The sequence below is a fragment of the Candidatus Megaera venefica genome, assembly GCF_034554655.1.
Taxonomy (GTDB): Bacteria; Pseudomonadota; Alphaproteobacteria; order Rickettsiales; family Rickettsiaceae; genus Megaera_A; species Megaera_A venefica.
On sequence record NZ_JARJFB010000113.1, the window covers coordinates 1 to 6125 of the forward strand.

The window sequence follows — 6125 nt, forward strand, 5'->3', positions numbered from 1 at the left end:
GGCCTGCCTTGCCAAGCTTTAACATCGTCCATGACATCATCAGTAATTCTACTAACAAGGCTTTCGCTAATGTCAGCCCCGTATAGTTCCTGAATCTGAAGTTTAATATCTGATAGACTCATTCCTTTGGCGTATAAGGATAGAATTTTTTGATCTAAACCTTCAATTCTTGTTTTTCTTTTGGGAATGATTGCAGGTTCAAACTCAGCATCTCTATCCCTTGGAACGTCTATTGTAATAAGGCCATTATCAGTGATTAGATTCTTTTGAGATACACCGTTACGGGCGTTATTAGAAGTGATAATACGATCGTATCTGTCATAACCTAGATGATTATTCATCTCTGCCTGTAAAGCTTTTTCCACAAGACGTTTTGTTAGTTGTTTCAATAACCCGCCTTTGCTTAAAACATTCGATAGATCTACTTCTTTACTTACCAGTAAATCTATCGCTGCGGATATAGCTTCATTATTCTTATTATTGATAGTGTTTTTAGTCATATTTTATTCCTCTTAGTTATATTAATTGATTATATAACCTATAAGGAATTTACACACTTAGATGGACAGACCCGTACAGACCGTCATCCTGAATTTATTTCAAGATCTTCTTTCTGCTGCCCGAGATACCGGATCAAGTCCGGTATGACTGTATTTCTTGCCGGACATGACTAAATCTAATATTTATCTTATTATCGTCCATCTGTCGCAAGCGTGACATTGTGAGCTACGCACGGTCGATCCATTTATACCAAGAAAATCATTTTGAACTTGATTCAGGATGGATTTTATGTTGTATAAGCGCATTTCTGCCATGAGAATAGGCTATCAACCAGAATCGCCATCGTTTCTTATATCAAACCCGGGTTTTTAACACGATGGAATTCATCTTTTATTTTACCAGTCAATGCCTGAAGTAAATTATCCAAGGTTACAAAACCAACTAACTGTTCATCTTGATACACAAGAGCTAAATGAGTCATTCCATTTTGGAATCTTGGCAAAAGATCTAATGCTTCTTCACTAGTATTAATTTTTAGTGCTGGGCGCAACAAACCATCAAAGTTAATAATTTCTGAACCGTGTGCTAAAGCAGCAAAACAATCTTTCGCATGGATAATACCCAAAATATTTTCTATACTTTCTTGGTAAACAGGGTAACGGCTATAATGACGATCAGCAATTAAGGCTAAGTTATTTTTTATAGAATGTTTATTATTTAGAGCTACAAGACTCTCAATTGGTTGCATTACGTCACTAATCAATAGTTTTGTAAACTCTAAAGCTTTAGTAAGGATTCTGGCCTCGTCTTGTTCTATCCCTCCATGTAAATGACTACTTGTTAAAATTATTTTCAATTCTTCTACAGAGTAGGCATTTTCATCCTCATTCACACTATCTAATCTGAACATTTTTAATAACATGAAGGCACAGCTATTAAGACAATAGATTACAGGAAACAGAATCCAGTAAAAACCATACAAAGGTATAGCCGTTAATAGGGAAATTTTCTCTGCTTGACGAATAGCCATGGTCTTTGGCATCAATTCGCCCACTACAATGTGAAGAAAAGATATGATAGAAAACGCAACTATATATGAAATAATTTCTATGAGAGTCTCTGATACAATGCCCACTAACTCTAATATGGGTTTTGCCAAATGTGCAAAAGCTGGCTCTCCTACCCATCCTAATCCTAAGGAAGCTAAAGTGATGCCAAGTTGACAAGCCGAGAGATAGGAATCTATATCTTTATGAATTTTAGCAAGGATAATTCCACTAAATCCTTTAGTTGTTTGTAGAATCTCTATTTTTGTAGTACGCAACCGTACCATAGCAAATTCCGCTGCTACAAAAAAACCATTTAGAAATACAAGAAAAATTGCACATATAAGATATAAGGAGGTCAGCATTTTTGTTATCTACTTTATAAAATTAGTTGTCTAAAAGAAGAAGCCTCTCGCAATAATTCTTTATTTAAGAAGGTTTTTGCTCAATCAATAATTCAACTATTTTTTCATGTTGGCAACATACTTTACCCTTTTGACCCACATAATATTAGATATTGAGATTATGTTACATCTGCAAGAGGGTCACTTAACTTTTGTCTACACATTGTTTTAATAACTCGATCATTTCTAAGTATTTTTTACAAAATAAATCCACCTTCGACCCATTTTCATCTTCGCTTATCCAATTTTCAGAATCTATTTTAACAATTCTTTTGTTAAATTTCTTGTACACACTATCATCTTGATTTGAATCAACCACCACACATTGATTGGTTTGATTGTTTAGGATAGACTCAATATCACTATAATCCTTCAAACTTGAATGCTCTTTTTGATATAATTTAACAACCCCAGCATCAATGCCATTAAAAAAATGCTCGAAGCTGTCACTTACCACAACCATATCTTTAATCGACGATAATTCATGGTCCTTAAGTTGTATTAGCGACTTAATTTTAGCTCTAGCTTTATTTCTGTTTGACTCGACTATTAATTTGAGTTCAGGTACTTCTTTTATAATAACTTCTGCGAGCTCTTCGTGGAGAGCTAAAACATTATCAAGATCAAGCCAAAAATGCCAGTTTATTGCATCCTTGTCATCTTGAAAATTTATGGATCCAAAATCACTAATTTTTATAACTTTACCTTTGAATTTTTCAGCTAATTTTCCAGCAAAACTTTCAAAATTATCATCTATATAAATCAACATTTTCGCATCAAAAATCTTTTCCTTATCAGACGGTTTCATCTGATAATGATGCGGACAACCAGATGAAGTGTTAATCGCAATCACATCAGCTTCATCCTCAGTGAGCATAGCAACCAAACTTGCAATCGGCGTAATACTGGTTACTATTTTGGGCTTTGCATTTGCTGACAAGCTACTCATCAAAATAAATAACACTAACACCAATCTATATTTCACAATTTTTTACCAAATTAATTATTTCTTCTTTATTCAAAGCAAAGTCACTTTGAATCCATTTATACTTCAAGCTCTTTATTAGTTTACCAAGAGTCTCTCCTCTATAACCCAATTTTATAAGATCATTTCCATCAACCGGAAATTTAGGAACATCTTTATTCTTTAGGTTAGCCAGTAAATCATAAACTATTTTGTTATCTTCAAGCCACACAGAAGCAAGGACAAAATAGCTCAAAAACGATTTCTCTTCAAGCCAAATTACTTTTAATAATGTCTCGGCAGACCCTTTATCTAAGGATTTCTTTAACTGCAATAGTTTTATTACTAATAACGCTTCAGCTCTAGAAAATTTTAACTCTAATAATTTTTTCAATAGATCTTTTGCAGAGCCCTCTTCTGCTAGGCGAGAGCTAGGAGTATACGAGGCAGAAGATCGCAGCACACCACTTGGCATACGTGAAAATCTGAGCACTGGAACGATACAATCGTCCGCGGAAGTAGAGTTGTGGGAGAAGTATAACGACGCACTAAACAAAATTGCATATACAGCACCTAAATCAAGGGATATGTTAAAATCCTTCGCTATATTTATAGCTTTTATGTGCATCACTTGATCATATCTAGTAACAGGGAGAATAACCTGCATAATCTCTGAATCATACATTGTTGCTAAAATATATGGGCTCCGCTCAAGAGACAACATAGTATCCATTTCATGCTTTATTCGTTCACCAGAAAGCAACTTCAACGTATCTTTAAATCTGACGCAGGCTGCTAACCCTTCTTCATCTATCTTATTAGCATATTTACAAGAGAACCTAAAAAACCGAAGTATTCGCAAGTAATCTTCCTGAATCCTTTCATCCGCAGTACCAATAAATATAACTCTGCGATTATTGAGATCATCAACACCACCAAAATAATCATATATTTCATGTTTTATAGGGCAGTAACTGAGCGAATTAATCGTAAAATCCCGACGCTGGGCATCTTCTCTAAAATCATTACTATACTCGACATCGGCATGCCTACCATCACAGGACAAATCCTTTCTTAAAGTAGTAATTTCAAAAACTTCTTTATTGATGAGAGCTGAAACTGTGCCAAATTTTATACCAGTAGGTATGACTTTTACTCCACGAGCTTCTAAGACACTAATAACTTGCAATGGCTTAAAATCAGTTGCCATATCTATATCTTTTGTTGGCCATCCAAGCAAAGTATCTCTAACAACTCCACCAACGAGCCTTACTTGGGCTCCAGCATCTGTCAATAATTTGACAATTTTTAGATAATTTTTTGATTTTATGTTTAGAACTTGATTAAGCCTTTTCATACCGGTTTAATTTCAGGAGATGACAGTTTATTTTGTCATCCCGGGCTTGACCCGGGATCTTCTTTTGCTTCTAGAGATCCTGCGAATGATCTTATATTCGACTTATTACGAGAACCTTCTTTATACGCCTTGCTTAAATCCTACTATTTTGAAGCAGCGCGTCAAAAGCCTTATCTCCGGCATTAGCAATAGAAATCGAAGCCACAAAGCTTTCGAGCAATGTCTTAGCTCTACCAGTCAACTCTACCAAATCTCCTTTAAACTCTTTCAGGATTGCTGAGGCCGAATTAATATCTGACAAGTTAATACTTCTTGCTGCCTCAACTTTTTCTATTTCAAGATTAACAAGAACTTGTGTCTCCCCGCGCGCAAGTCTTTGAACGTCTTGGGCAGCACCAATATCTGCAAGGGTAACTGCCGGTACACCAGCAACAACTCCAGTTTTAACCATATTTAGGTATCCTATAGTTTTAACCATAGAATCCATTCCAGGATAGAGAAAGCCTTGTTTTACCTCATGAGCGGAAGAGACAGTTACCACCGTTACATCTGGAGCAGCATCACTATAATTATTTACTAATACACTACCACCTACGACATTACTTTGAGTTTTTAGATTAATCGCAACTCTGTTACCTGTAACTGGATCGATGACTGATAATGGATCAGTAAACGGATCATTACCACCAAATATATACTCGCCTGATTGGTTTTTACTCCGCATAATTCGCTCAATTTCACCCAAGGCTTTGTCTGCTTTCTGAACATCGGTTCCAGCTGCTGCAGAATTTTGTGCTCGTTCTTGCTCAAATCTAACCATCGCCTTATTAATGTCAATAAGAGCCTGTTGTTGCGATTTAAGCTTACCGTCTGACACGTATACCGTTGTCTTATTCGCCTCAGCTTTTAAAATCATAGCCTGAGCATTATCAAATCTTCCTGATAATCCAGTAGCATCCAGCTCGGCGCGCGAACCAAATTTTTGTCCAGTTGTAACATTAGCCAATGAATCTTGAACTTTATTAGACAGATCACCTATATCTCTACGTTTTCCAGAAGCGGAATTTAATATATCAAGGGCTGATGTAAGGTTACTTCCTATAGTTGGCATAATATTTATCTCTTAAAATTATTTATCTTGAAAACATAATATCTTCAGCTTTTACCAATGTGTTTTGCAACATACTAAGTAAATGAGACAAAGTCGACATAAGTCGTGCTAAGTCTAGAACTCTTAAGTACTCTTGTTCTTTGCTAATACCAGAATCTTTTTTCACTTGAGCATCAGTCCTCTCTAGGACAATTTTTGCAACATCTGATTCAATTTTCGCTTCATTAACAGAATCAGACAACAAACCAGTAACAATAGTCGCAAGGCCGGATAATGTCGCAACTGTATTTGGCAAAGAGCTATCTGCTGCAATAGTAACAAGCTCAGTTTGTAATTCACTTAAGTCTTGAAGAACTTGCTGATTTCTTGGCTTCATAGTATAGCCAAAGACTTGTGAAGCTTCAACTTTATTTGTTCCAGCGACTCCATTTCCAGCATTTAACGCCGTAGCTCCGTTAACGCCATTGGCTCCTTGCCCATTTATATCTACCGTCGCGGCGGCTAAGTTCGATGCAACAGTAATAGTATTACCACCAGTCCCAGCAGCTTTTGACTCAATAGTCAGGTTACCTCCTGTATTTCCTGCCAAAACAAGGCCGCGAAGGTGTGGATGGGCGTTTATTCTATTCATCAAGTTATCCGGTCCAGGCCCAAAAAGACCATCGGCAACCAAAACTTCATTTGGATTAGGAATTGGGTTTAAAGCGTTAACAAACACCAATGCAACAGGAGCAGGCCAACC

The 6125-nt window shown here is 36.3% G+C and carries 6 protein-coding genes; all 6 read right to left on the reverse strand.

Going from position 1 to position 6125, the window contains the following annotated elements; all coding sequences use genetic code 11:
• Positions 1-500 (reverse strand): transposase (locus Megvenef_RS06770; protein ID WP_322776251.1); only part of this gene is annotated, 500 nt, incomplete at its 3' end.
• A gap of 350 nt (positions 501-850) precedes the next feature.
• The gene (locus Megvenef_RS06775) at positions 851-1912 is read right to left on the reverse strand and encodes a hemolysin family protein (RefSeq protein ID WP_322777215.1); all 1062 of its coding nucleotides are present in this window, start codon (positions 1910-1912) and stop codon (positions 851-853) included.
• Between the two features lie 184 nt (positions 1913-2096).
• A complete protein-coding gene (locus tag Megvenef_RS06780; protein WP_322777216.1) occupies positions 2097-2936 on the reverse strand; it encodes a metal ABC transporter substrate-binding protein in 840 nt (279 codons plus the stop codon).
• On the reverse strand, positions 2926-4272 hold the full coding sequence (locus tag Megvenef_RS06785; protein ID WP_322777217.1) for a CCA tRNA nucleotidyltransferase: 1347 nt from the start codon (positions 4270-4272) through the stop codon (positions 2926-2928). Before Megvenef_RS06785 ends, Megvenef_RS06780 begins: the two co-directional genes overlap by 11 nt.
• Before the next feature lie 133 nt (positions 4273-4405).
• Positions 4406-5383: a hypothetical protein gene (locus Megvenef_RS06790; RefSeq protein ID WP_322777218.1), complete on the reverse strand. Its 978-nt coding sequence runs from the start codon at positions 5381-5383 to the stop codon at positions 4406-4408.
• 22 nt (positions 5384-5405) lie between these two features.
• A partial coding sequence (locus tag Megvenef_RS06795; protein ID WP_322777219.1) for a hypothetical protein occupies positions 5406-6125 on the reverse strand: 720 nt, incomplete at its 5' end.

Bases quoted from the DNA above. Each gene is read 5' to 3' on its own strand.
- Megvenef_RS06785 (WP_322777217.1), bottom strand. From the start codon at position 4,272: ATGAAAAGGCTTAATCAAGTTCTAAACATAAAATCAAAAAATTATCTA.
- Megvenef_RS06790 (WP_322777218.1), bottom strand. From the start codon at position 5,383: ATGCCAACTATAGGAAGTAACCTTACATCAGCCCTTGATATATTAAAT.
- Megvenef_RS06775 (WP_322777215.1), bottom strand. From the start codon at position 1,912: ATGCTGACCTCCTTATATCTTATATGTGCAATTTTTCTTGTATTTCTA.